The sequence below is a fragment of the Streptomyces sp. NPDC008238 genome, from assembly GCF_042956445.1.
Lineage (GTDB): Bacteria > Actinomycetota > Actinomycetes > Streptomycetales > Streptomycetaceae > Actinacidiphila.
On sequence record NZ_JBIBGK010000018.1, the window covers coordinates 38,135 to 61,120 of the forward strand.

At 73.0% G+C, this 22,986-nt stretch carries 20 protein-coding genes; 8 read left to right on the forward strand and 12 right to left on the reverse strand.

Annotated elements, in window-relative coordinates:
* Positions 1–16: 16 nt before the first annotated feature.
* Both ACFZAU_RS29095 and ACFZAU_RS29100 read right to left on the reverse strand, forming a co-directional pair.
* A complete protein-coding gene (locus ACFZAU_RS29095; protein ID WP_499609812.1) occupies positions 17–1,102 on the reverse strand; it encodes an NADH-quinone oxidoreductase subunit B family protein in 1,086 nt (361 codons plus the stop codon).
* A 440-nt stretch (positions 1,103–1,542) separates the two neighbouring features.
* On the reverse strand, positions 1,543–3,255 hold the full coding sequence (locus ACFZAU_RS29100; RefSeq protein ID WP_500554567.1) for a hydrogenase maturation protein: 1,713 nt from the start codon (positions 3,253–3,255) through the stop codon (positions 1,543–1,545).
* A gap of 259 nt (positions 3,256–3,514) precedes the next feature.
* Here ACFZAU_RS29100 and ACFZAU_RS29105 point away from each other — a divergent pair, with 259 nt between their 5' ends.
* The gene (locus tag ACFZAU_RS29105; protein WP_500554568.1) at positions 3,515–5,083 is read left to right on the forward strand and encodes a cellulose binding domain-containing protein; all 1,569 of its coding nucleotides are present in this window, start codon (positions 3,515–3,517) and stop codon (positions 5,081–5,083) included.
* Between the two features lie 298 nt (positions 5,084–5,381).
* Positions 5,382–5,819 carry a subtilase-type protease inhibitor gene (locus ACFZAU_RS29110; protein WP_500554569.1) on the forward strand — a complete coding sequence of 146 codons (438 nt, stop codon included), beginning with the start codon at positions 5,382–5,384 and terminating at the stop codon, positions 5,817–5,819.
* 114 nt (positions 5,820–5,933) lie between these two features.
* On the opposite strand, the gene ACFZAU_RS29115 is transcribed toward ACFZAU_RS29110, so the two are convergent.
* Entirely contained in the window at positions 5,934–6,728 is a 795-nt protein-coding gene (locus ACFZAU_RS29115) for an SDR family NAD(P)-dependent oxidoreductase (protein ID WP_500554570.1), read from the reverse strand.
* A 306-nt stretch (positions 6,729–7,034) separates the two neighbouring features.
* Here ACFZAU_RS29115 and ACFZAU_RS29120 point away from each other — a divergent pair, with 306 nt between their 5' ends.
* The 4 genes from ACFZAU_RS29120 to ACFZAU_RS29135 all read left to right on the forward strand — a co-directional run bounded on the left by ACFZAU_RS29120 (position 7,035) and on the right by ACFZAU_RS29135 (position 11,399).
* The gene (locus tag ACFZAU_RS29120; protein ID WP_500554571.1) at positions 7,035–8,231 is read left to right on the forward strand and encodes an alginate lyase family protein; all 1,197 of its coding nucleotides are present in this window, start codon (positions 7,035–7,037) and stop codon (positions 8,229–8,231) included.
* A 36-nt stretch (positions 8,232–8,267) separates the two neighbouring features.
* Positions 8,268–9,047: a crotonase/enoyl-CoA hydratase family protein gene (locus ACFZAU_RS29125; protein ID WP_500554572.1), complete on the forward strand. Its 780-nt coding sequence runs from the start codon at positions 8,268–8,270 to the stop codon at positions 9,045–9,047.
* A gap of 272 nt (positions 9,048–9,319) precedes the next feature.
* Complete coding sequence (locus ACFZAU_RS29130) at positions 9,320–10,963, forward strand: M4 family metallopeptidase (protein ID WP_500554573.1); 1,644 nt, start codon at positions 9,320–9,322, stop codon at positions 10,961–10,963.
* Between the two features lie 76 nt (positions 10,964–11,039).
* Positions 11,040–11,399 carry a nuclear transport factor 2 family protein gene (locus tag ACFZAU_RS29135; RefSeq protein WP_500554574.1) on the forward strand — a complete coding sequence of 120 codons (360 nt, stop codon included), beginning with the start codon at positions 11,040–11,042 and terminating at the stop codon, positions 11,397–11,399.
* Between the two features lie 27 nt (positions 11,400–11,426).
* Here ACFZAU_RS29135 and sigJ read toward each other — a convergent pair whose 3' ends face one another.
* Entirely contained in the window at positions 11,427–12,383 is a 957-nt protein-coding gene (sigJ, locus tag ACFZAU_RS29140; protein WP_500554575.1) for an RNA polymerase sigma factor SigJ, read from the reverse strand.
* A gap of 173 nt (positions 12,384–12,556) precedes the next feature.
* Here sigJ and ACFZAU_RS29145 point away from each other — a divergent pair, with 173 nt between their 5' ends.
* Positions 12,557–12,940: a hypothetical protein gene (locus tag ACFZAU_RS29145; protein ID WP_500554576.1), complete on the forward strand. Its 384-nt coding sequence runs from the start codon at positions 12,557–12,559 to the stop codon at positions 12,938–12,940.
* Positions 12,941–12,951: 11 nt separating this feature from the next.
* On the opposite strand, the gene ACFZAU_RS29150 is transcribed toward ACFZAU_RS29145, so the two are convergent.
* The 4 genes from ACFZAU_RS29150 to ACFZAU_RS29165 all read right to left on the reverse strand — a co-directional run bounded on the left by ACFZAU_RS29150 (position 12,952) and on the right by ACFZAU_RS29165 (position 15,899).
* Positions 12,952–13,407, reverse strand: a complete 456-nt coding sequence (locus tag ACFZAU_RS29150; protein WP_500554577.1) for a hypothetical protein — start codon at positions 13,405–13,407, stop codon at positions 12,952–12,954.
* Positions 13,408–13,613: 206 nt separating this feature from the next.
* Positions 13,614–14,366: a PhzF family phenazine biosynthesis protein gene (locus ACFZAU_RS29155; protein ID WP_500554578.1), complete on the reverse strand. Its 753-nt coding sequence runs from the start codon at positions 14,364–14,366 to the stop codon at positions 13,614–13,616.
* The gene (locus tag ACFZAU_RS29160; protein WP_500554579.1) at positions 14,363–14,875 is read right to left on the reverse strand and encodes a DUF4328 domain-containing protein; all 513 of its coding nucleotides are present in this window, start codon (positions 14,873–14,875) and stop codon (positions 14,363–14,365) included. Before ACFZAU_RS29160 ends, ACFZAU_RS29155 begins: the two co-directional genes overlap by 4 nt.
* A gap of 181 nt (positions 14,876–15,056) precedes the next feature.
* Positions 15,057–15,899: a GntR family transcriptional regulator gene (locus ACFZAU_RS29165; protein WP_500554580.1), complete on the reverse strand. Its 843-nt coding sequence runs from the start codon at positions 15,897–15,899 to the stop codon at positions 15,057–15,059.
* A gap of 242 nt (positions 15,900–16,141) precedes the next feature.
* Here ACFZAU_RS29165 and ACFZAU_RS29170 point away from each other — a divergent pair, with 242 nt between their 5' ends.
* The gene (locus ACFZAU_RS29170; protein ID WP_500554581.1) at positions 16,142–17,581 is read left to right on the forward strand and encodes a cellulose binding domain-containing protein; all 1,440 of its coding nucleotides are present in this window, start codon (positions 16,142–16,144) and stop codon (positions 17,579–17,581) included.
* Between the two features lie 55 nt (positions 17,582–17,636).
* Here the strand turns inward: ACFZAU_RS29170 and ACFZAU_RS29175 are convergent, their stop codons facing one another.
* From ACFZAU_RS29175 to sbnA, 4 genes are all read right to left on the reverse strand, one after another.
* Entirely contained in the window at positions 17,637–19,580 is a 1,944-nt protein-coding gene (locus ACFZAU_RS29175; RefSeq protein WP_500554582.1) for a glycoside hydrolase family 5 protein, read from the reverse strand.
* 2 nt (positions 19,581–19,582) lie between these two features.
* Positions 19,583–20,977, reverse strand: coding sequence for a phosphoinositide-specific phospholipase C-related protein (locus ACFZAU_RS29180; protein ID WP_500554583.1), 1,395 nt, complete (start codon positions 20,975–20,977; stop codon positions 19,583–19,585).
* 453 nt (positions 20,978–21,430) lie between these two features.
* Positions 21,431–21,628, reverse strand: coding sequence for a hypothetical protein (locus ACFZAU_RS29185; RefSeq protein WP_500554584.1), 198 nt, complete (start codon positions 21,626–21,628; stop codon positions 21,431–21,433).
* A gap of 199 nt (positions 21,629–21,827) precedes the next feature.
* A complete protein-coding gene (gene sbnA, locus ACFZAU_RS29190) occupies positions 21,828–22,919 on the reverse strand; it encodes a 2,3-diaminopropionate biosynthesis protein SbnA (protein WP_500554585.1) in 1,092 nt (363 codons plus the stop codon).
* Positions 22,920–22,986: the final 67 nt, after the last annotated feature.

A 22,986-nucleotide genomic window follows, 5' to 3' on the forward strand; every position in this document is an offset into this window, starting at 1 on the left:
GGGCGGTGCCGTGGGGTCACCAGGGCGCCTTGTAGCCGGTGGTGAGCTTCCGGCCGGTGTGACGCCACTTGGGCTCCTTGTCCACGGTCCTGGCCGTGATGGAGCGCAGCCGCCGGATCGCGGCGCCGTACGCGCCGCTGGCGGTGCTCGACAGCCGCGCACCGGGCGGTTCGTCCATGAACGGCATGAACATGTCCGGGAAGCCGGGCATCGTGCAGGCGATGCAGATGCCGCCGACGTTGGGACAGCCGCCGATGCCGTCCATCCAGCCGCGCTTGGGGACGTTGCACTTGACGACCGGGCCCCAGCAGCCGATCTTCACCAGGCACTGCGGCGAGTCGTAGCGGTCGGCGAACTGGCCCTGCTCGTAGTAGCCGGCCCGGTCGCAGCCCTCGTGCACGGTCGCGCCGAACAGCCAGGCCGGGCGCAGCTTGTCGTCCAGCGGGATCATCGGCGCGGAGCCGGCCGCCTGGTAGAGCAGGTACGTCAGCGTCTCGGCGAAGTTGTCGGGCTGGATCGGGCAGCCGGGCACGCAGACGATCGGGATGCCCGCCTTCGACTTCCACTCCCAGCCCAGGTAGTCCGGCACGCCCATGGCGCCGGTCGGGTTGCCCTCCATGGCGTGGATGCCGCCGTAGGTGGCACACGTGCCGATGGCGACCACGGCCAGGGCCTTGGGCGCGAGACGGTCGATCCACTCGCTGGTGGTGATCGGCTGGCCGGTCTCGGGGTTGTCGCCGAAGCCGCACCAGTAGCCCTCCGCCTTGATCGCCTCGTTGGGGACGGACCCCTCGACGACCAGGACGAACGGCTCGATCTCGCCGCGCTCGGCCTTGAAGAACCACTCGATGAAGGTGTCGGCGCCCCCCACCGGACCGCACTCGAAGTCGATCAGCGGCCAGTGCACCTGGATCTTGGGGAGGCCGGGAAGGCCGCCCAGGACGATCTCCTCGATGCTGGGCAAGGTCGCGGCGGTCAGCGACACCGAGTCGCCGTCGCAACTCAGCCCCGCGTTGATCCAGAGAATGTGGATCGGGGCTTCCTCGTCCCCCGCTGCCGGGGTCCGCGCGGCGTCGTTCTGGGTCGAAGCAGTCGCATCCATCGGGATGCCTCCTCATCGAGCGACAAATGCCACATAAAGGCATCTATCCCCCTTGATAGCGAGTGGCTCGCCGGGAGGGGACGTCGAAGAGGGCCAATACGGTGACCGCCCCGCGGTGCCTGGCGCAGACCCTTGAGCCATGGCCAAGGGTGCTCCCGCGCGGCCAGGCGCGCGGGGGAGCTGCCGGGCGCCGGTGGCCGGCTCTCCTGGCCCTCTCGCTCCCGGCCGTTCGCTGTCGCGGGGCGCCGGGCCGTCCGAGCGCGCGCAACCTCCCGCGCTGCGGGGCGGTCGTCGCCGCGGCGGTGGCCAGGACCGTATCCCGAGTGGGGGCGGCGTTCTCCGGGTTCCCGCGCGGCTCCGGCGTGGGCTCCTGGGGCGCTCCCGGCTGGGTGTCGTGACAGGTGACGGGCGCCCGGCCTCACGTGCCGGGGGCGGCGGTCTCAGGGGCAGGAGGGGGCCGGGGTCTCCCACAGGTGCGGCGGGGTCCCGGTGGGGGTGCGGCGGTGGACGAAGGCGGAGCGGAGGGAGTGGTAGGGGGCGTGGGGGTCGAAGAAAGCCTCGCGCATGCGGGACAGCTCCTCGGCGCGGTGGGACGCCAGGGGACGCTCCGCCTCCCGGCGTTCGGCCTCCGCCTTCTTGGCGGCGATACGGGGCCCGGTCCCCGCCGTACGGGCCAGGCGGGCCGCGAGGCGGGCCACGTCGGCGCCGAACTCCTGCGGGCCGCACATCAGCAGCCGGTCCACCAGGCCGATCCGCAGGGCGGCGGCCGCGCCGACCGGGAGCGCCCGCTCGGTCAGGCGTGCGGCCATGGCGGGGCCGACCCGGCGCGGCAGGGTGTACGTCCAGTACTCGGAGCCGTACAGGCCCATCAGGCGGTAGTGCGGGTTGAGCACGGCGCCCTGGCGGCACCAGACCTCGTCGGCGGCGAGGGCGAGCATCACCCCGCCCGCGCCCGCGTTGCCGCCGAGCGCGGCGACCACCAGGCGGTCGGTGGTGGTGAGGACGGCCTCGACGAGGTCGTCGATGGCCGTGATGGCCGCCCAGGACTCGGCCCCCGGGTCCGCTGCGGCCTCGATGGCCTTCAGGTCGATGCCGTTGGAGAACACGTCCCGGGCCCCGCCCAGCACCAGTACCGAGGTGGGCCGCGTGCAGGCGTGGCGGTACGCCGTGAGGAGGCGCCGGCAGGCGGCGGCGGACATGGCGCCGCCCGCGAAGGTGAACGACAGGACGCCCGCGGCGCCGTTCTCGTGGTAGCGGATGTCGGCCCAGCTGTCCCGGTCGCCGGCGCACTGCGGGGGCAGGGGGTCCTCCGGCAGCGGCGGCAGGAGCGCGCCGAGGGCGGTGACGGCGGGCAGCGCGAACGTGGGCGGGCCGCCCGGCGCGCGACGGGGCCGCAGCCGGGGGATCCACACGGCGCCGTCCCGGGTGGCCCGGCACACCGCGCCCGCCCGGGTGGCCAGCAGCCGGCCGGGCTCGCCGCGCAGCCGGTCCTCGGGGTGGCCGCCGTGCAGGAACCAGGGGGCGCCGAGGAGCTCGTCCAGGACGCCGGGCCGCGAGTCGGCGGCACGCAGCTTGCGCAGCACGGTCGCGGTCGGGTCGGCGGCCCAGTCGATGCGGCGCTCGTCCTGCCGGAGCACCGGGCGGACCCGGACGACCGCCCCGAGGGCCGGGTCGCCCTGCCGCCGGGGGACGTACGCGCCGGAGGCGAACCGGTCGACCGCGAGCAGGACGGCCTCCATCGCCGCGTCAGAGATCTCTCCCCGGTACCAGTCGCTCTTGCCGACCGGCGGCACCGCGCAGGCCACCGCGGCCCACACGGGGCCCGCGTCCATCTCCTCCTCGGCCTGCAGCACCGTCACGCCCCAGGTGGCGACGCCCTCCTGCACGGCGCGGTCCAGGGAGGACGGGCCGCGGTCGCCGGGCGGTCCCGGGTGCACGATCAGGCAGGTGCGGGCGGTCCTGACGTCCTCGGGGATCGCCGCCGTCAGCATGGGCGCGACGACGAGTTCCGGTTCGTGGCGGGCGACCGCCGCGCGCATCGCGTCGCCGTCCGGTGTGACCTCCACGGCGACGGTGTGTCCGAGCTCGCCGAGTTCCGTGTACGCGCGCTGCGTCAGGCTGTTGAACGCCGACGCCATGAGCAGGATGTGCATGACGACTCCCGGCCGCCCGGCACGATCGGGGAGGGGGAGCACCGGCCCCGGCCTCCAGCGATGATGCCCGCCCGGCGGGTGCCCGCGGGCGCGCCCGGCCGCCGGGTCACCCGATCGCACCGGCCCGGCCGCCCCTGGGTGGTACGGCCGCCGGATCCCGGACCGCCCCACGTCTTGACGCGCACGCATCAACTCGATAGGTCTACACCAAATGCATTTGGTACAGACCAACTGCGTGTTCCCCCCACGGGAGGCCCGGATGCGAAGAACTCTGGCCGCGGTCACCGCGCTCGTCGGAGCGCTCGTCCTGCTCCTCGCCCCGCCCGCCGCCGCGGCCGCCCCGAGCGCGGCCTTCGTCAAGACGGCCACCTGGGACACCGGATACCAGGGGCAGTACACGATCACCAACGGCGGCACCACCACCCTCAGCGGATGGACCGTCGAGTTCGACCTGCCGTCGGGGACGAGCGTCGGCTCGTACTGGGACACCCTGATGACCCAGAGCGGCAGCCACTACACCTTCAAGAACCGCGACTACAACGGCACGCTGGCGCCCGGCGCGACGGCCGCCTTCGGCTGGGTCTCCTCGGGTACGGGCGCGCCCGCGAACTGCAAGCTCAACGGCGGTTCCTGCACCGGCTCCGGCGGTGGCCCGGACACCACCGCGCCCAGTGTCCCCGGCGGGGTGAGCGTCGGCTCGGCCACCTCCTCCTCCCTCACCGTCCGCTGGACGGCCTCCACCGACAACTCCGGCAGCGTCGCCGGCTACGAGGTCTCCCGGGACGGCGGCACGCCCGTCGCCGTGACCGGCACCTCCTACACCGCCACCGGGCTGCAGGCGAGCACCGGCTACTCCTTCCGGGTCCGCGCCAAGGACGCGGCGGGCAACACCTCCGCGTACAGCGGCGCGGTCAGCGGGACGACCACCTCCGGCGGCACCAACCCGCCCCCGGGCGGCGTGCGCACCGCCCCCTACGTCGACATGGGCGCCTGGCCGACGCCCAGCCTCACCACGCTGTCCTCGGCGAGCGGCCTGAAGAGCTTCACCATGGCCTTCATCACCGCCTCGTCGTGCAAGGCGATGTGGTTCAACGCCTACGACCCGCGCGACGGCTGGAACAAGGACCAGATCGACGCGATCCGCGCGGCCGGAGGTGACGTCAAGATCTCCTTCGGCGGCGCCACCGGCATCGAACTCGCCCAGGCCTGCGGCTCCGTGGACGCGCTGTACGCCGAGTACAACGCGGTCGTCAACGCCTACGGCCTGACCTACGCCGACTTCGACATCGAGGGCGCCGCCACCGCCGACCCGGCGTCCGTCGCCCGTCGCTCCCAGGCGCTGGCCCGCCTCCAGCAGGCCCACCCCGGGCTGCGGATCTCCCTCACCCTGCCCGTCCTGCCGGAGGGGCTCACGGCGGACGGCCTGGGCGTCGTGCGCTCGGCCCGCGACGCCGGGGTGAACCTCGACGTCGTCAACATCATGGCGATGGACTACTACCGCAGCGCCGACTACGGAGACGCCGCGATCCAGGCGGCCAACAGCACCTTCGCCCAGCTCAAGTCCCTCTACCCCGGCAAGTCCGACGCCCAGGTGTGGGCGATGGTCGGCGTCACGCCGATGCTCGGGCAGAACGACGACGGCCGGATCTACGACCAGGCCGACGCCCGCCAGCTGGTGGGCTTCGCCCAGGGCAAGCATCTGGGGATGCTCGCCTTCTGGGAGACCACCCGGGACCGCAACGCCTGCACCGGCGCGCTGTACATGTGCACCAACATCCCCCAGTCGCCCTACGAGTTCTCGCGGATCTTCGCGGGCTACACCGGATAGCGCCTCCCGGCACCGTCCCCGCGGGCCGTCGTCGTGTGCTGAACACGGCGGCGGCCCGCTGCTTTCGGCCGATGTGGAGACGATGTGCCGATCCGTGAAGGCGCTTTCACGGAGGCCCGGGTTCCACTGAGTCCATTCACCCGGACGCCCAGCCCACCGCAAGTGCGACACAACGGATAGTACACACTGTGAACAACCGGTGACCGAAAGTCGCGGAGGCGATGTGACGGGCGGGCGCCCGATGCACAACACTCCTCGACGTCCGATATCCGGATCGAGTGCCGAAGGAGTGTTCGCTATGCGGTTCAGTGCGGTGGGGACCTGCCTGGCCCTGGTGGCGGCGGTGTGTTCGGCGGGGGTCGTGGCCGGCTCGGCGGAGGCCCGGCCGGCCGGGGCGACGAGCCTGTACGCGCCGTCCGCGCTCGTCCTGTCCCTGGGGAAGGGAGAAGACCCCGCGACGGCGACGATACAGCGGGCAGTCGTGCTGCGCTGCCGGCCCACCCCGTACGGCGACCACCCCGACCCGGTCGCCGCCTGTGCGGAACTCGCCGCCGTCCACGGGGACTTCGCGGCGATGACGGCGGGCTCGCAGGGGGTCGTCTGCACCCGGATCTGGGACCCGGTCGTGGTCACCGCGGACGGGGTCTGGGAGGGCCGGCGCGTCACCTTCGCGCAGACCTTCGGCAACCCGTGCGTGTTGCGCGGCAGCGACACGGCCGGCGTCTTCGCCTTCTGACGTCGATGCCGTGAACCAAGGCCACGGGGTTCACCGTGGGGGAGAGCCCTGTGAGGGGGCGGCCGACTCGTGGGACGGGGTCGGCCGCCCCTGTTTTCCCGTTCCGGCGCGGCGTCAGGTCGTCTTGACCTGGCCGCCGTCGATGGTGAACTCCGCCCCCGTGACGTTGCCGGCGACGGGGGAGGCGAGGAAGGCGATCAGGGCGGCCACCTCCTCGGGCTCGGTGATGCGCCCGGTGGAGATGCCCATGCTGCGCGGCACGACCTCGTCCAGCGCCTCCTGGGCGGTGGTCCCCGCCGCCGCGGCCGCCTGGTCGGCGAAGGCCCCCGGGGCCGTCCAGAAGGGCGTGCGGACGGGGCCGGGGGCGACCGCGTTGACGCGGACGCCGTGCGGGGCGAACTCCTCGGACAGGGACTTCGTCAGGTTCGCCAGCGCGGCCTTCGCGGCCGAGTAGTCCACGACCGTCGGGAAGGGCAGGCGCGCGTTGACGGAGGTGACGTTGACGATCGCGCCGCCGCCCGCCTCCAGCATGTGGGGGATCGCGGCGCGGGCCGTGCGGACGGCGCTGAAGAAGGAAATCTCGAACACGCGCCGCCACTCCTCGTCGTCCACCTCGAGGAAGCCGCCGCGGGACGTCCCCGAGCCCACGTTGCCGACCAGGATGTCGACGGAGCCGTAACGCTCCGCGGCCTGCCGCACGAGCTCGGCGGGGCCCTCCGGGTCGGCGAGGTCCACGGCCACGGGGGTCACCTCGTATGCCTCCACGAGGGCCTCCGTCTCGGGGGTGACACTGCGGCTGCCCGCGACGACGCGGACCCCCTCTCGCGCGAGCGCCCGCGTCACCGCCAGGCCGATGCCCCGGCCGGCTCCGGTGACGACCGCGACCTTGCCCACGAGGTGCAGTTCCATGGGGACCCCTTCGGGAGGACGGATGCGTATCGAGCCTGGGGGAGGGGGGACGGGGCCGCCATCGGAGCGCCGCCGGCCGAGGGCCGCCGGCGGTGCCGGGGGGTGAGCGCGGGTCAGATACGTGTCCTTCCGCCGCGGCGGTGTCGCACAGCCGTACGGGGCGCGGTGGCAGGTATCAGCCGTCCATGCCAGGGGACTTGACGGCGTATTGGTCTAGTCCTACCGTCATCCCTCAATCGCAGTGTTCACGGGTGCATTCACAGTTCACCCATGTGAACATGCCGTCTCCTGGGAAGGCGTCCCCCCATGTCCCACAGGTCCCAAGGTCTCCTCACCAAGGGCATCTTCGCCCTCGTCGCGGCGCTGGTCGCCGCCCTTCTGGCCGCGCTGCCCGGCGGCGGCCGCGCCGAGGCCGCGCCGGCCGCGTTCAGCCACCCCGGCGTCCTGGTCAGCCGTGCCCAACTCGACTTCGTACGCGGAAAGGTGCAGGCCGGGGCACAGCCCTGGAAGGGCGCGTACGACCAGATGATGGCGTCGGCCTACGCCTCGCAGTCGCGCACCCCCAAGCCGCGCGCGGTCGTCGAGTGCGGCTCGTACTCCAACCCCAACTACGGCTGCACCGACGAGCGCGAGGACGCCATCGCGGCCTACACCAACGCGCTGGCCTGGTACGTCACCCGTGACGCCAAGTACGCGCAGAAGGCGATCCAGCTGATGGACGCCTGGTCGGCCACCATCACCGACCACACCAACAGCAACGCCCCGCTGCAGACCGGCTGGGCGGGCTCGGTGTGGCCGCGCGCCGCGGAGATCATCCGCTACACCTACACCGGCTGGCCGAACGTGAACCGCTTCGCCACCATGCTGCGCAACGTCTACCTCCCCGAGGTCATCAACGGCTCCAAGAGCAACGGCAACTGGGAGCTGAGCATGATGGAGGCCGCCGTCGGCATCTCCGTCTTCCTTGACGACCGCGCCTCGTACGACAAGGCCGTCACGCGCTACCTGAACCGCGTGGCCGCGTACGTGTACCTGGACACCGACGGCGCGCTGCCCAGGACCGTGCCCGGCAGCGGGCTCGACACCCGGGACAAGATCGTCGGCTACTGGCAGGGGCAGTCCACCTTCGTGACCGGTCTGACCCAGGAGACCTGCCGGGACTTCACGCACACCGGCTACGGCATCTCCTCGATCTCGCACGTCGCGGAGACCAGCCGCATCCAGGGCGAGGACCTCTACCCGCAGGTCGGCGAGCGGCTCCGGCAGGCGCTGGGCTTCCAGTCCAAGTACCAGCGGGGCGAGGCCGTGCCGTCCTGGCTGTGCGGCGGGCACCTCAACCTCGGGCTCGGACCGGTGACCGAGGTCGGCTACAACGCGCTGCACAACCGGCTCGGCATCGCCATGACCAACACCCAGGCGCTGACCCAGTCCCAGCGTCCGGCCGGCAGCAACAACCTCTTCGTCGCCTGGGAGACCCTGACCCACGGCGATAACCTCTCCTGACCCGGCAGGGGTGATCGGCGGCGGAGGGAACAGGCCATGCCCGTACGTGTCGAGCGCAGCGGACCCGTCACCACGGTGGTGCTCTCGCGCCCCGCGGCGCGCAACGCCGTCGACGGTCCGACGGCGCGCGAACTGGCCGACGCCTTCCGAGAGTTCGACGCCGACCCCGGCGCCTCGGTCGCCGTGCTGTGGGGCGAGGGCGGCACCTTCTGCGCGGGTGCCGACCTCAAGGCCATCGGCACCCCGCGCGGCAACGAGGTGACCGACGTGACCGAGGGGAGCGGCGGGGACGGGCCCATGGGGCCCACCCGCCTGCGGCTGGGCAAGCCGGTCATCGCGGCGATCTCGGGTCACGCGGTGGCCGGCGGCCTGGAACTGGCCCTCTGGTGCGACCTGCGGGTCGCCGAGGAGGACGCGGTGCTCGGAGTGTTCTGCCGACGCTGGGGCGTGCCCCTGATCGACGGCGGGACGGTACGGCTGCCGCGGCTGATCGGCACCTCGCGGGCGATGGACCTGATCCTGACGGGACGTCCGGTTGACGCGGCCGAGGCGTACGCCATGGGCCTGGTCAACCGGGTCGTCCCGGCCGGCGGGGCGCGGGCCGCGGCCGAACGGCTCGCCGAGGAGATCGCGGCCTTCCCGCAGACCTGCGTACGGCACGACCGGCTCGCGGTGCTGGAGGCCGAGGGGCTGGGGGAAACGGCCGCGCTGGAGGCCGAGTTGCGGCACGGCAGGGTGTCCCTCGCGGAAGCGGGGGAGGGCGCGGCACGCTTTTCCGCGGGAGCGGGGAGGCACGGCGCGTTCGACCGGAGCTGACCGGCGCGGACCGACCGACGGGGGCCGGTCCGCGCCGGTCACCGGGCTGAACCGCGCGGCCGCTCCGCGCCGGTCAACGGGCTGACCGCGCCCGACGCGTGACCACCGTGTGTGCTTCGGCCGATTCCCGTGTGTGGACCACGGACGCGCTCTGGACATCCGAATGTCATGGGCACTTAAATCTGGCACCGCCTCACCTCCGCACCCGGGCCCGCCCCACCGTGGCCGGACGCAGATGCGGGGACCGCGCACGCCCCCACCAGAGGAGCACGATGCAGCCCAGCACCAGACGTGCCGCGACCGTCATATCCGCGGCGCTGGCCGCGACCGCCGTCACCGCCGCCCTGCTGACGCCGTCCTCGGCGACCGCGTCCGGCCGTGACCTCCCCTCCCGGGCCACCGGCGTCGCCCGCGCCGACGCCGCCGTCACCGCCCACGCGACCCGGCTCGCCGTCACGCCCGCGCAGGGCCGGACCGTGCGCGACGTCGTCACCGACGCGGACGGCGCCCAGCACATCCGCTACGACCGCACCTACCGCGGACTGCCCGTCCTCGGCGGCGACCTCGTCGTCCACCTCGCCCCCGGCGGCGCCTACGAGGGCGCCGAACGCGCCACCCGCTCCGACCTGGCCGTGCCCGGCACGACCCCGGCCGTCCCGGCCGCCACCGCCGCCGACAAGGGCGTGGCGGCCCTGCGCTCCGCCCACCGCGGGACCACGTTCCGGCAGGCCAAGGCGAAGCCGCAGCTCGTCGTCGACGCGTTGCACGGCACACCCCGGCTGGCCTGGCGCACCACCGCCGTCGGCCTCGACAGCCTGGGCAACCCCGCCGCCCGCGTCCTGCTCACCGACGCCCGCTCGGGCGCCCGCATCGACGCCTGGGACGCCCTGGAGACCGCCACCGGCGACGGCGCGTCGCTGTACGGCGGCACCGTGTCCCTGGAGACCACCCTCAGCGGCAGCACCTACCAGCTGAAGGACCCCACCCGCGGCAACACCTACACCGGCGACGCGCAGAACAAGACCGACCTGTGCATCTTCGGCATCTGCTTCTCCCGGGCCCCCGCGGTCCTCTTCACCGACGCCGACAACCACTGGGGCACCGGCACCACCGCCGACCGCGCGACGGCCGCCGTCGACGCCCAGTACGGCACCGACGAGACCTGGGACTACTACAAGTCCGTCCACGGCCGCAGCGGCATCGCCGGGGACGGCAAGGGCTCGTACAACCGCGTCCACTACGGCAACAACTACAACAACGCCTTCTGGGACGACAGCTGCTTCTGCATGACGTACGGCGACGGCGACGGCACCACCTTCGGGCCGCTGGTCGCGCTCGACGTCGCCGGGCACGAGATGTCGCACGGCGTCACCTCGCGCACCGCGGCGCTCACCTACTCCGGGGAGTCCGGCGGCCTCAACGAGGCCACCTCGGACATCTTCGGCACCCTGGTCGAGTGGTACGCCGGCAACTCCTCCGACACCGGCGACTACCTCATCGGCGAGCGCATCGTGAAGCCCGGCTTCGGCAAGCCCGCGCTGCGCTTCATGGACAAGCCCTCCAAGGACGGCAGCTCCGCCGACTGCTGGAGCTCCGGGGTCGGCAACCTCGACGTCCACTACTCGTCCGGCGTCGCCAACCACTTCGCCTACCTGCTCGCCGAGGGCAGCGGCGCCAGGATCGTGGGCGGCGTCAGCTACGACAGCCCCACCTGCAACGGCTCCACGGTGTCCGGCATCGGCCGCGACAAGCTCGGCAAGATCTGGTATCGGGCCCTGACGGTCTACATGACCTCCGGCACCAACTACGCGGGCGCCCGCACCGCCACGCTCAAGGCCGCCACCGACCTCTACGGCGCCGCGAGCGCCGAGTACGCGGCCGTCGCCGCAGCCTGGTCCGCCGTCAGCGTCAACTGACACCCGGCGGATCCGCGGACCCGTGGGACCGGCCACCGCCAGGCCGGTCCCACGGGTCCCTGCCACACTGGCCCCCGTGACGACAACCGACGCGGCGGCGGCGATACACGCGCACGTACGGGCCTTCAACGCCCGTGACCTGGAAGCCCTCCTGGCCGGTTACACCGACGACGCCGTGTGGATCACCGGCACCACCACGGTGCGCGGCCGCGCCGCGCTCACCGCGCTCTTCGACGAGGCCATGCGTGGGCTGCTCCCCACCCCGGAGGTCCACGACGTCATCGCCGAGGGGGACCGCGCGGCCTGCCGGATGACCGAGACCCTCACCCACCGCGGCGAGCGCCGCAATTGCCCCATCGCGGCGTTCTACGGGCTCCGGGACGGCCGCATCGCCTGGGCGAAGGTGTACCGCGAGGGCAGCGCGGACGTCGCCTGAGCCCGGGCCCGAGCGGAAGCGCCGTCGTCAGGAGGGGTCGCTCCCGGCCCACGGGCGGAGCTTGTCCGGGTTGCGGACCGCCCAGATGCGGGAGACGCGGCCGCCGGCGAGGTCGAACGCCGCCACCGTCACGGTGACCCCGGCGTGCCGGGCGACCAGGCCGGGCCGGCCGTTGACCGTCCGTTCCAGCAGCGTCAGCCCCGGGGTCCGGCCGGCCATGTGGACCAGGTAGCGGGCGATGCGCTCGCCGCCCTCGACCGGCCGGAGCACGGCGCCGGCCAGCCCGCCGCCGTCGGCGACCATCGTGGCGTCGGGATCCAGGAGGCCGACCAGGGCCTTGATGTCCCCGGCCTCCCACGCCTCCTTGAAGTCCCGCACCACCCCGGCCTGCCCGGCCGCCGGCGCCGCCGGACCCCGCGCGGCGCGGACCCGCCGCCGGGCCGAGTAGGCCAGTTGCCGGCAGGCCGCCGGCGTCCGCCCGACGATCCCGGCGACCTCGGGGAAGGGGAACCGGAAGACGTCGTGCAGGACGAACGCCACGCGCTCGGCCGGCGTCATCGACTCCAGCACGACGAGGAAGGCCATCGTCACGGACTCGTCCAGGGTGACCCGGTCGGCGGGGTCGGCCGACCCGGGCCCTGCGCCGCCACCGGCCGTCCCACCGGTCCACTCCGAGCGGTCCGGCAGCGGCTCGGGTATCCACGAGCCGACGTAGCGCTCGCGCCGGACGCGCGCCGACCCGAGCAGGTCCAGGCACACGCGGCTCGCCACCGTCGTCAGCCAGGCCCCGGGCGACGCGATCGTCTCCTGCTGCTCCCGCGACATCGCGTACCAGCGGGCGTACGTCTCCTGCACGGCGTCCTCGGCCTCGGCCAGCGAACCGAGCAACCGGTAGGCGAGGTTGATCAACTGACGCCGCTCGCCGACGACCGCGCGAAGGCCCGGCTCGGACCCGTCCCTCCCCGGCTGGAATGGGGTGCTCATCGCCCTGACCGCTCCCTCGTCCGTCCCGTCCGCTTCCGCTCCCACCCCTACGACGAACAAACGCCGCCGTTCGTCAGGCGGGGCGCCTCCTGACAGTTCGCGGGTCCGGGTCGTCGGACTGACGGGGACCGTACCGGTCCGCCGCCGCGAGAGGGAAGACGAGGGACCGAGCCATGGCCACACCCACAACGGCAGAACACCGCAGCCTCACGTTCCTGCAGGTCGCCGTCGCCCTGCAGACAGCGGCGATCTTCTTCCAGGCGGCCACCGCCGGGCTGCTGCTGTCCTCGTCCCACGGCGAGGCGCTGCACAGTGCCGGGGCGCGGGTGATGTACGCGGCGTCGATGCTGTACGTGCTCGCCGCGGTCCTCGCCTGGCGGCCGGGCGGCGGATCGCCCCGCCCGATCCTGTACGCCTCGGGCTTCCTCGCCCTCGCCTCGGTCCAAGTGGTGCTGGGCATCGCCCACCGGCCCGCGCTCCACGTCCCCCTGGGCGTGCTGATGTTCGGCCTGAGCGTGCTGGCGCTGGGCCACGCGTGGTACGCCCGCCGGTCGTAGCCGGCGCCGGGTCACGGCCGGCCGGCGGCCGCCACCAGGGCGAGCGCCGCGGCGCGCAGTTCACGTTCCCAGCCGGGCAGGAGTGCGGGGAGCAGCCACTCGCTGTACACGGCTGCGGTGTCCAGGAAGTGCGTCTCCTCCGGTGTGAGGGCCGCGGCTCCGAAGAGGCCGTTCGCCGCTTCGACCGCGGTCAGGTCACCCTGGAGGAGCCCCTGCGCACGGTCGAGGAGCACACGCCTGCCGGCGGTCTCGTCGTCCGGTAGCGCGATGTCCAGTTCGTGCAGGGCCCGGTGGTACAGCTCGCGGATCCCGGCCGGATCGTCGCGGCGCGAGAGTCCCGCGAGTTCCCGCAGCGCGGTCGAGTCGTCTCCGTCGGCCAGTGCGTGCGCCGCGAGCATCGGCAGGTCCTCGAGGTGGAGGATCCCCCCGACGTACTGCCACGCGCTGTCCAACAACCGTTCGGTCATGCGTGCATGATGCGGTGGGGCGGGATGCAGCGGCCAGGGAATATCGGTGTGTGGCCGATGATCTGCCGCATGGAGCCCGCCCCGGCTGACCGACCGCCGGCGGCCGTTCATCCCCTGCGTCCGCCGGTGATGCGTCCAGGGCGCCGGACCGGGGCGGCACAGGGCATGCGCCGCCCCGGCGGTGGACGAGGAGAGCAGTGCTCGGGTCAGAGGTCGAGCAGATGGATGCGGCGGCGGGACGATCCGGGGGTGGCCAGGGTGATCGCGGGGCGGGTCCTGGTGGGGGTGCCGGGGATGGCGCGCTCCAGGTGGACGCGGCCGCCGAGTTCCACCAGGCCGTCCGGTGCGGGGGCGGTGAGGATCTGGGAGCCGCGGCCCTGGGCGATGTTGAGGGCGCGGTCGAGGCGGTCGGTGAGCAGGAGCGCCGCCGACCCGGTGGCCTCGACCTCGGCGACGCCGTCGCCGCGGCCCGGGAAGCCGCGGGCGCGGACGCGTCCGGCGGGCTCGTCCTCCCAGGCCCAGGCGTAGACCCACTCGCCGGGCGGCGGTACGGGCAGCGCGTCCACCTCCTCGGGCGAGTCGTACTGCCGCAGCGTGCGGGGCGGGGCCCAGGCGGGGCTGGCCTCCAGCCAGGTGAACTCGCCGTCCAGGCGCACGCCCACGACGCCGGCGGGGGTGATGAGTTCGGGGGCGTCCAGCAGCCAGGCGGCGCCCATGCAGGGGGAGCCGGCGAAGGGGAGCCGCCCGTCGGTGGAGCGGATGTCGATGATGCCCCGCTCGGGATCGTCGACGAACACGGTCTCGCCGGAGCCCGACCGCCGGGCGAAGGCGAGGCGGTCCTGCTCGTCGGTGACGGCGCTCCCGTCGCGCACCACGGCGATCCGGTCGCCGTGTCCGCCGTCGGGTCCGCAGAAGACCCGCACGATGTCGTAGCCGGTCACGGCCGTGGCCTGCCTCATGACTGCGCGACGGGGGAGAGGGCGCCCGGGGTGCCGAGTGCGGCGTCCTGGAGTGTGGTGATGCGCTCGATGAGGATGGCCGCGAGTGCGGCTGCGGCGATCATGAACGCCTCCGCGAGCGCGACCAGGGGGATCGAGGTCGGATCGACGTAGCCCGCGGTCCAGAGCGCCAGCCCGTGTCCGATCCAGGCCGCCCACCAGAGGTTCACGAGCGTCCTGTCGCGCGTCTCCTGCCACGAGACCGAACTCGCGCGCCCGATGTCCAGGAGCACCTGACGCGGGACGAAGAAGTTGACCAGCGGGACGAACCACACGCCGATGGTCCAGCCGCGGCTCGGGAGGGACGCCTGAGGCGTCAGCAGGTGCGCGTTGTGCCGTGCCCGTGCGAGCCAGACGAGGAAGAGCACGATCGCGAGGTTCATGGCGTAGACGAAGACCATGGAGACCATGCCCGAGCTGTGCCGCGTGGGATGGAGGTAGTGGTCACGGAGCGCCACCGCCCGGAACACGTCCAGGATCGCGGCCGCGGCTATCGCCGTTTGTGCGCAACGGGCAAGCAGAAAGGGGGATTTGGGGGACTTGCTGGACATCGTGGATGGCCTGTCTCGGGTCGTGCGCGGCTCCGGTGGACACGGGAGCGGAGTGATCATAGGGGCTGCGGGGCGCACGTGTGTACGGGGTCGCGGGTCCTCATCCGCGGGGCTGTACGTCCCCCACCACGTGGGCCAGCGTGCCGGCCGGGGCGGCGCGTTCGTCGGGGGGCATGCCCGGGTGGTGGCCCGCCGTCACGGGCAGGGTCGCGGACGCCGAGCCGGCGAGGGACAGGCGGGAGACGATGCGGTAGCGGTCGCCGCGGTAGAGGGAGTGCACGTACTCCACGGGGCGGCCGGCGGCGTCGCTCGTGAGGCGGTCGAAGAGCAGCGCGGGGGAGAGCACCGGCACTTGCAGCAGCCGGGCCTCTTCCTCGTTGGCGACGGTGGGCTCGATGGACTGGACGGCCTCGTGGACGTGGACGCCGTGCCGTTCCCGCAGGCAGGCGTAGAAGTCCCCGGCCTCCATGTCGGCCGCGCGCAGGCCCGGTACGAGGTCGGCCGGTACGTGCAGGTACTCGACGGCCATCGGCTCGCCGTCGACGAGGCGGAGCCGGGCGATGTAAACGATCTCGGCGGCGGGCGACACCCGGAGCTTGCGGCCGACGCGGGCGCCCGCCCGCACCGTGGCGAACTCCAGGACGCGGCTGAGCCAGTGGCCGGAGGCCTGCGGCAGGCTGAAGGCGTTCTCCCCCTGTGCGAGTTCCTGGGTGATCTTCGCTGGGGCGACGAACATGCCGCTCCCGTGGCGCCGGACGAGCAGGCCGGTGGTGACCAGTTCGTCGACGGCCGTGCGCACGGTGGGCCGGGAGACGTCCAGTTGCTCGCACAGGGCGCGCTCCGAGGGGATCGGGGTGCCCGGTGCCTGTGACTCGACGAGTTCCAGGAGGTGGTCGCGGACCCGTTCGCGCTTCAGCGGCGACCGCGGTGCCTCGCCCGTCATGTGCCCCGCCCCCTCTCCGTGGCCGTGCGGTGAATGCCGTCCGTGCCCACGAGGCTATCCAGTTGCTGACCAGTTCTCCAGCGTTTCCGACACTCGCATGGGATGCCTGAGCCCAGAATTCCCTTCCTGTCAGGGGACTTGACCCCTCATCTGGTCTATGCCACCTTCCCTTACCAGTGGAAGACCAGTTGCCAAGTGGTAAGCCCTCCCCCACGCGCTCCACCCGACTGGAAGGGGTCCCCATGTCAGGACCGTTCCGCACCACCGCCCGGGTCCGCACCGCCATAGCCGCCTGTACGACGGCGGGCCTCGCCTGTGCCGGGCTCGTCGCGCTGCCCGCGTCCGCCGCGACGACGACGCTCGCCGCCCAGTACCGGACGAGCGCGTCCGGGGCCACCGCGGACCAGGCCGAGCCCTGGCTCGAGATCACCAACCGGGGCACCTCCTCCGTCCCGCTGAGCGAGGTGACCCTGCGCTACTACTTCAAGGCCGACAGCCCCACCACCGCGTACCGCTTCGCCTGCTCCTGGGCGGTCAAGGGGTGCGCCAACATCACCGGCACCTTCGGCAACCTCGCCAACCCCACCGCCACCGCCGACCGCTACCTGGAGATCGGCTTCACCTCCGGCGCGGGCTCGCTCGCCCCCGGGCAGAACACCGGCGACATGCAGCTGCGCTTCTACCGTGCGGACTGGCAGCGCCTGACCCAGTCGGACGACTACTCCTTCAACGGCTCCCGGACGTCGTACGCCGACTGGGACAAGGTCACCGTGCAGCGCGGCGGCTCCGTCGTCTGGGGCTCCGCGCCCGCCGGCAACGACCCCACGGACCCGCCGACCGACCCGCCCACTGACCCGCCGACCGACCCCGACGCGCCCGCGCTCTTCGACGACTTCAGCTACACCTCCAGCAGCGACCCCGCGCTGCAGAACCATGGGTGGACCGTGAAGTCCGGCCAGGGCGGCCCGGGCGTGCCGGGCGCCACCTGGTCCCCGCAGGACGTCACCTTCGTGGCGGGCACCGGGAGCAACAAGGTCATGAACCTCCGCCTCACCACCGACGGCACCGCCGCCGGCACCAAGGAGAGCGAGATCCAGACCACCGCGCGCAAGTTCCGCAACGGCACCTACGCCGCCCGCGTGCGCTTCAACGACACCCCGACCGGCGGCCCCGACGGCGACCACGTCGTCCAGACCTTCTTCGCCTTCACGCCGCTCAACGCGCCGATGGACCCGAACTACAGCGAGCAGGACTTCGAGTACCTGCCGAACGGCGGCTGGGGCGAGCCGAGCAACATCATGTACACGACGTCCTGGGAGACCTACAACCCGGACCCGTGGAACGCGGTCAACACCCACTCGGAGAGCCGCCAGAGCTACGAGGGGTGGCACGACCTGCAGATCACCATCGACAACAGCGCCATCACCTACTACATCGACGGCCAGGTCTTCGGCACCCACGGCGAGCCCTACCTGCCGGAGACCAGCCAGTGGATCGACTTCAACCACTGGCTGATCGACCTCACGGGCCAGACGGGCAGCACCCCGCGCTCGTACAACCAGCAGGTGGACTACGTCTACTTCGTCAAGGACCAGAAACTGACCCCGGCCCAGGTCGCCGCGAAGGTCGCCGCCTACCGCACCGCGGGCACCGCCTTCACCGACACCGTCCCGGGCAGCTGACCGGCCCCCGTGCCGCCGCCCACCGCCACAGGGGCGCGGTGGGCGGCGGCACGGCCTACGGAAGCGACCGACAGTAGAGCGCGTCCGGCGTACGGGAGGAGCCGAAGCGGCCGGTGAAGGCGATGCCCGCCGCGTACTCGCCGTCCGCGCACTGCCCCTTGTAGCTGCCGTACGCGAAGTCCCCGCCGGCCCCCGACGAGGGACGGTCGTCGCCCCGGTCGAACCACACGGTGCGCCCGGCACCGCCCAGGGCCGTGCCCGCGGTGGCGCACAGCGCGCTGGAGACGGCGGCGCCGCGGACCGCGTAGCCGGCGAGGAACGACCCGGCCGGGCACTGGTACTTGGTGTAGCCCGAGGCCCAGTCGCCGCCGGAAGGCACGTACCGCTCGTCGGTGACGACCTGGTACGCCCCGGAGGAGGCCCACAGGTCCCCGGCGCCGGTGTCGGTGCACAGACCGCGGTTGCCGGTGTGGGCCAGCCCGATCAGCCGCTGCCCGTCCGGGCACGCGGCCTTGCGCGCGCCGACGTCCCAGTCGGGGCGGGCGCGCATGCGCAGGCTCTGCACGAAGTCGCCGTGGTCCGGAGCGAGCATCGACCAGCGGCCGACGGGGGCCACGTACCCGGTGCGGCCGGGGCTGCCGACCAGCCGGGACCATGCGTCGGCCCGCCAGTCGTCACCGTCGTACAGGCCCATGCGGTGACCGGCGGAGTCCCAGTGCAGCAGCGCCCAGCCGTTGCCCCGGCGGTTCTCGTGCCAACCGACGAGGGGCCAGTAGGCGAAGTCGGTGTCGTTCTGGATCAGGAAGTCCGTGAAGTCGGCGAACCAGGCGCGGGTCCTCTCGTTCGTCTCCTCCCGGCCGCCGACGCCGAACTCGCTGATCCACAGCGGGGCGGTGTAGTGCCGTCCGGTGTCCGAGGACACGTAGAAGGCCTGCCTGCGCAGCTCCGCGAACAGTTCGTCGCGGCCGAGGTCGCTGTAGCGCGGGTCATGGGTCTCGCCGATCCCCGTTGCGCCGCTGTGCCGTGGGCCGGTGTAGCCGTAGAAGTGCGCGGAGTACACCAGTTTCCCGGACCGGACGAGGGTGTGGGAGAGGCGCTGGACGGGCTCCAGGGTGGGGCGGTCGTGGGGGAGGCCGTCGACGGGCAGGCCGGTCCAGTTGATGCCCTCGACGATGACCAGCAGGTCGGGGTTGGCCTCCGCGAGGATGCGGTCGCCAAGGGCTTGCGAGGCGGCGAACCAGTCGTGGTCGTCGCCGAGGCCCCAGTTGGGGTCGTCCCAGACGGAGCGGCGGACCTCGTTGTAGAGGTCGGCGCCGACGACGCGGTTGTTGTCGCGGTAGCGGCGGACCATGGACAGCCAGTCCTCCTCCCACGTCCCGGTGGACTGCGAGGCGTTCCAGCGCTCGTTGCCGTCCACGCCACAGCACCAGCGGGTGGTGTTGGTGTGGTTGTTGAGGACGACGGCGAAGCCCGCGTCCGTGAGGGCGGCGACCACGGCGTCGTACACCTGCAGGGGCGTCTTGCCGCGCAGTTGGGGGTTGGCGGCGACGGACGCGTAGGTGACGGTGACGGTGTCGTGGATCATCTCGTTCGAGAAGGGCAGCCGGATGCTGTTGATGCCGAGTTCGGTGAAGCCGGAGAGGATGTCGGCGATCGGCGCCCGGTCCAGGCCCAGCGGCATGCGGCCGGAGTCCTCGCCCGCGTGGTGGCCCGCGGGGTCGGCGGGATCGCCCGAGCCGTTCCAGGTGCCGCTGGCGCCGTGCCAGTTGCCGGACCTGAGTTTGAAGCGGTCGCCGTCGGCGTCGACGATGTAGCGCCCGCGGGTGCTGAGCGGCGGGGTCCAGGACGCGGCGAGTGCGGTGGCCGGCGCGGCGGGGGCGGACGGGGCCGAGGGCCCGGGTTCGCGCGCGAGGGCAGTCGTGGGGGTGAGCAGGCCGATGAGGGTGACGAGCGCGGCGGCCACGGCCGTGAGGGGCCGGCGCGGTAACGTCGCGGCCACGGCTACGGCACCACGACGGAGGTGTTGAGCTGGTCGACCGCGGCCATCGGCGAGCCGAGGTCGTAGCGGTCGACGGCCACGTACGTCGGCTTCTTGCGGGCGGCCGGCTCGCAGAAGTTCCGGGCGCGGTTGAGCAGCTTGCCGTTGTCGGTGGCCGCGGTGCCGGCGAGGGTCGTGTCCCGGAAGTGGTTCATCACGAAGAGCGGCCGGAACCCGGGCTCCTCGCGGGTGAGCGGCACGTTGGCCCCGGCGCCGTACCAGCGGCTGTAGCAGGACCAGTCGGAGGTGCTCGCCCCGGAGCCCATCGACCAGTAGTTCTCCACGGTCCACTCCTGCTGGTACATCACGCCGAAGCTGTCGCGCTTCAGGCCGGTGTCGGAGCCACGGGTCCGGTCGGTGAAGACCATCAACTGCTTGCCGCGCGCGGCCAGGTCGCCCATGGCGGGCCAGCCGTGTTCGCGCACGCCGTCCTGGTCGGGGCGGTAGAGGACGTCGTAGAGGCCGTCGACCCGGGAGAGTTCGGAGCGCAGCACCTCGGGGGAGACGTAGTCCTCCAGGAAGACGGTGACGAACTGCCCCGGGTGCTGCCGGAGGAAGTCGACCATCCGCTGCAGGTCCACCCAGAGCGCGACGGGGCGGCTGACCAGCGTGCAGCTGTTGTGGCAGAGGATCGCGCCGTCCGGTGTCTGGTGGATGTCCATCATGAAGCCCCGGACGCCGTCGTCCAGTTGCTGCGAGATGCCGCGCGACTGGTTGGGGAAGAGGTTGACGAAGGGCGGCGCGAAGCCGCCGTCGACGCCGTTGGCGAAGGCGTTGTGCGCGGTCAGGAAGGTGACCTGGTCCAGGGTGCGCGCGTCGGCGGGCGGCATGCCGGTCCGGGGGAGCGGGGCGGGCGTGAGGTACCACCGGGACAGCGGGCCCGCGGCGCCCACGCGCGGCCGCTCCGGGTACACGCCTCCGGCCGGCGCCTCGGCCAGCGTCAGGCGGTCCGTGGTGCCCGGTACGCCCAGCGAGTAGGTCCCGTCGCCGGCCGCCGTGATCTCCCAGGCGGCGCTCGCGCCCCCGCACGCCACGATCGCCGCGTCGGCGCCCGAGCGGCCGAGGCAGCGGCCGGCGTCGTCGGTGCTGCGCAGTTCCTGCCCGCCGGGGACGGTGACGGCCGCCCACTGCTGGCGGTCCTCGTTACCCTTGGGCCGGTGCAGTGCCACGGTGCCGCCGCTGTCGGAGGCGTTGAGGCCGTTCACGGCGCTCTGTACGTAGAGGGTGCCGCCGGGCGCGGCGACGGCGGCGGCCCCCGCGGGAAGCCCGGGCAGGGCCACGGTCGCGGCCACGACCGCGGCCGCTACGGCGCCGGCGCGGGGGAGGGAGACGAAGCGATTGCTCCGAGAGGTAGTCATGCGCATGACATACCACCGGTAACGCTTGCCATGTAAGGGCGTCCTGGACGGGGTGCGGGGTGCCCCTCGGGTCACGGCCGCGCGGGTGTCGCGCGGTGGTCCGGGGGGCGTGCGGCGCCGGGGTCCGGGAGGTGGTCCGGCGGTCCGTGCAGGGGTTGGCGACGATGAGCTTCGGCTCGTGCACGGAGCCCGCGCGCGGTCGCGCCCGGCATCTGCGGGGTGTGTCGCTCCGGCCCCTGTTCCCGCGGTGTCTGGGCCGGCCCGTCGCGGGCCAGGGATGCGCGCTGACGGGCTCATGCGTTGGTGATGCCGGGCCCGGGTCGTCCACGGGGTGTGCCGGGGCCAGGGCCCGCGCGTGGTCGCGCCCGGCGTCTGCGGGGTGTGTCGCTCCGGCCCCTGTTCCCGCGGGGTGCGGACCGGCTCGTCACCGGCCCGCGGTGCGCGTTGCCCGGCTCAGGCCTTGACCGTGCCGGGTCCGACCCAGGCGTCGGTGGCAGCGCCGGGGCCCACCCACGCGCGGACGACGCCGGGGCCGACCCACGCCCGTGCCGGGGCCGCGGGCGCCGGGTCCGCGGCGGTGACCGCTCCCGCGGCGATCAGCAAGGTGGCGGCGGACAGTGCCAGAGCGGTGGCGGTGCGGCGGATCGTCATCGGTTCCCCCTTGGTCCCACGTGTCGTTCCCGACCGTGTGACGAGGCTACGGGCGGGCGCCCCGGGCGCGGATGAGTACCCGTACTCACCCCCGTCCGCCGGATCCGGCCATTGCGCTCCGGGCGCGGACGTGCTGCTGCGGCGGTCGGTGACCGCCGCAGCAGCATGTGGTCGACGGGGGCGGCGTCGCCGCCCGGCGTCAGTGCAGTTGACCGTCGGGGGAGACGGACGGCGTCGTCGCCGGTTCGACGGGGGGCGCCGGAGGGGCACTGGCCCAGGCGGCCTCGGCCGCCGCCGCCCACGCGGGGTCGGCCCAGGAGGTGTCGGCCCGTTCGTCCGGTTCGAGGACGTCCTCGCCGTACAGGTCCTGGAGCCAGTTGCTCTGGTAGATCGTGTCGAGGTAGCGCTCGCCGAGGTCCGGCGCGATCGCCACCGACGTGAGGCCGGGGGCGCCGTTCTTCTCGAGCCAGTTCGTCGCGCCGCTGACCACCGTGCCCGTCGAGCCGCCGAACAGGAACCCGCGACGGGCCAGCCGGTGGCAGGCGCGGATGGTGTCGGCCTCCTCGACCAGGACGACCTCGTCCACGAAGGACTCGTCGAGCAGCGGCGGATGGACGCTCATGCCCAGCCCGGGGATCATCCGGCGGCCGGGTGCCCCGCCGAACGTCACCGAGCCGACGCTGTCCACCGCGACGACCTTGACCGGCCGGGACCACTCGCGGAACCAGCGGGCGCAGCCCATCAGCGTCCCCGTGGTGCCGGCGCCGACGAACACGACGTCGACCTCGGGGAACTGCCGCGCGATCTCCGGAGCGGTCGTCCGGTAGTGCGCCCGCCAGTTGCCCGGGTTCGTGTACTGGCTGAGCCAGACGTACCGGTCGTCCGAGGCGCACAGCGCGCGGACGAAGTCCAGGCGCGCGCCCAGGTAGCCGCCGTGGGCGTCCGGCCCGGAGATGATGTGCACCTGGCTGCCCAGGGCCTTCATCAGCAGCCGGGTCGACAGGTTGCACCGCGCGTCGGTGACGCACAGGAACCGGTAGCCCTTGCTGGCGGCGATCATGCTCAGGGCCACGCCCAGGTTGCCGGACGAGGACTCGACCAGGATCGAATCGGGAGTCAGGATCCCCTCCCGCTCGGCGGTCTCCACCATCTCGGTCGCGGCTTTGAGCTTGATCGAACCGGCGAAGTTGAAGCCCTCGCACTTGAGGAAGAGCGACTGCCCGAAGATCGACTTGAGGTCGACGAAGAGCTGTTCCTCGTTGAAGGCCTGGGGAACGGATATGACTGTCACGATGGCCTCCTCATCTGCAGCGCCTGTCCCGTCCAGACGGGGGAGCAGCGCGTCAGCGGCCGCTGTG

Excerpts from the sequence above, each read along its gene's own strand:
- ACFZAU_RS29095 (WP_499609812.1), bottom strand. The coding sequence starts at position 1,102 with ATGGATGCGACTGCTTCGACCCAGAACGACGCCGCGCGGACCCCGGCA.
- ACFZAU_RS29100 (WP_500554567.1), bottom strand. The coding sequence starts at position 3,255 with ATGCACATCCTGCTCATGGCGTCGGCGTTCAACAGCCTGACGCAGCGC.
- ACFZAU_RS29105 (WP_500554568.1), top strand. The coding sequence starts at position 3,515 with ATGCGAAGAACTCTGGCCGCGGTCACCGCGCTCGTCGGAGCGCTCGTC.
- ACFZAU_RS29110 (WP_500554569.1), top strand. The coding sequence starts at position 5,382 with ATGCGGTTCAGTGCGGTGGGGACCTGCCTGGCCCTGGTGGCGGCGGTG.
- ACFZAU_RS29115 (WP_500554570.1), bottom strand. The coding sequence starts at position 6,728 with ATGGAACTGCACCTCGTGGGCAAGGTCGCGGTCGTCACCGGAGCCGGC.
- ACFZAU_RS29120 (WP_500554571.1), top strand. The coding sequence starts at position 7,035 with ATGTCCCACAGGTCCCAAGGTCTCCTCACCAAGGGCATCTTCGCCCTC.
- ACFZAU_RS29125 (WP_500554572.1), top strand. The coding sequence starts at position 8,268 with ATGCCCGTACGTGTCGAGCGCAGCGGACCCGTCACCACGGTGGTGCTC.
- ACFZAU_RS29130 (WP_500554573.1), top strand. The coding sequence starts at position 9,320 with ATGCAGCCCAGCACCAGACGTGCCGCGACCGTCATATCCGCGGCGCTG.
- sigJ (WP_500554575.1), bottom strand. The coding sequence starts at position 12,383 with ATGAGCACCCCATTCCAGCCGGGGAGGGACGGGTCCGAGCCGGGCCTT.
- ACFZAU_RS29145 (WP_500554576.1), top strand. The coding sequence starts at position 12,557 with ATGGCCACACCCACAACGGCAGAACACCGCAGCCTCACGTTCCTGCAG.
- ACFZAU_RS29150 (WP_500554577.1), bottom strand. The coding sequence starts at position 13,407 with ATGACCGAACGGTTGTTGGACAGCGCGTGGCAGTACGTCGGGGGGATC.
- ACFZAU_RS29155 (WP_500554578.1), bottom strand. The coding sequence starts at position 14,366 with ATGAGGCAGGCCACGGCCGTGACCGGCTACGACATCGTGCGGGTCTTC.
- ACFZAU_RS29165 (WP_500554580.1), bottom strand. The coding sequence starts at position 15,899 with ATGACGGGCGAGGCACCGCGGTCGCCGCTGAAGCGCGAACGGGTCCGC.
- ACFZAU_RS29170 (WP_500554581.1), top strand. The coding sequence starts at position 16,142 with ATGTCAGGACCGTTCCGCACCACCGCCCGGGTCCGCACCGCCATAGCC.
- ACFZAU_RS29180 (WP_500554583.1), bottom strand. The coding sequence starts at position 20,977 with ATGACTACCTCTCGGAGCAATCGCTTCGTCTCCCTCCCCCGCGCCGGC.
- ACFZAU_RS29185 (WP_500554584.1), bottom strand. The coding sequence starts at position 21,628 with ATGACGATCCGCCGCACCGCCACCGCTCTGGCACTGTCCGCCGCCACC.